This is a genomic window from Thauera phenylacetica B4P, from assembly GCF_000310225.1.
Lineage (GTDB): Bacteria > Pseudomonadota > Gammaproteobacteria > Burkholderiales > Rhodocyclaceae > Thauera > Thauera phenylacetica.
The window spans coordinates 1-1,247 of the sequence record NZ_AMXF01000470.1; the positions used below are offsets into that span (position 1 = coordinate 1).

General features: G+C 73.2%; 2 protein-coding genes. Both read left to right on the top strand.

From position 1 onward, the window contains the following. A partial coding sequence (locus C667_RS23090) for a cytochrome c-type biogenesis protein (protein ID WP_004389221.1) occupies positions 1 to 361 on the top strand: 361 nt, incomplete at its 5' end. Next, positions 358 to 1,247 (top strand): c-type cytochrome biogenesis protein CcmI (gene ccmI / locus C667_RS23095; protein ID WP_004389222.1); only part of this gene is annotated, 890 nt, incomplete at its 3' end. The genes C667_RS23090 and ccmI, both read left to right, overlap by 4 nt.

Genomic DNA, 1,247 nt, shown 5'->3' on the forward strand with positions numbered 1-1,247 from the left:
CCAGAACCAGTCGATCGCCGAATCCAACGCGCCGCTTGCGGTGGACCTGCGCAACCAGGTGCGCGAACAGCTCGCCGCCGGCAAGGACAAGGACGACGTGATCGACTACCTGGTCGAGCGCTACGGCGACTTCGTGCTCTACGAGCCGCCCTTCAATGCCGCGACCGGGCTGCTCTGGGTCGGACCGTTCGCCCTGCTGCTGGGCGGCGCCGGCTGGCTGGCCTGGCGCCTGCGCCGGCGCCGCAGCGAGATCGCCGCCGATGGCGCGCTCAGCGCCGCAGACCGCGAGCGTGCGCGTGCGCTGCTCGCCGGCGGCGGGGACGCCGCCTCGAATCCCGCATCCCCGGAGTCCCGCAAGTGACCGCCTTCATCGTCTTCGCCGGCCTGCTCGTGGCCGGCGCGCTGCTATTGATCCTGCCGCCGCTGCTCGGCTACGGCCGCCGCAACCAGGTCCAGGAGCGCCAGAGCGCGATGGTGCTCACCGTGCTGCGCGAGCAGCTCGCCGACCTCGACGCCGAGCTCGCCGAGGGCCGCATCGACGCCGCCGCCCACGCCAAGAGCCGCGAGGAGCTCGAGCGCCGCGCCCTCGAAGAGGCCGAGGTCGCCGCCGAGATGGCCGACAGCGCCGACCGCCGGCCGAGCAAGGCCTGGGCGCTCGCCACCGGCCTCACCATCCCCGCGCTCGCCGTGGGTACCTACCTGATGATCGGCGAGCCCGCCGCGCTCGACCCGAAGAACGTCGAGGGCCAGCAGGGCTTCACCGAGGAGCAGGTCACCGAGATGGTGGGCAGCCTGGAGAAGCACCTCGTCGACAACCCCGACAACGCAGAGGGCTGGGCGATGCTGGCGCGCACCTACATGGTGCTGAAGGACTTCCCCAAGGCCGCGGCCGCCTACGAGCGCCTCGACAAGCTGGTGCCCAACAACGCCGACGTGCTCTCCGACTGGGCCGACGTGGTTGCCGCGACGACCGGCAAGGTCGCTGGTGAGTCCGAGGCGCTGGTCCTGCGCGCGCTCGAGGCGGAACCGAAGCATCCCAAGGCGCTGGCGCTGGCCGGCACCGCCGCCTACCAGCGCGACGACTTCGCCGCCGCCGCCGGCTACTGGGAACGCATCCTCGCCCAGATCCCCCCGGGCGACGACGTCGCACGCGGCGTGCGCGCCAGCATCGACGAGGCCCGCGCCAAGGCCGGCATGGCGCCGCTCGCGGCCGACCAAGGCAGCGCTGCGCCGGCGCCGGCCTCGCC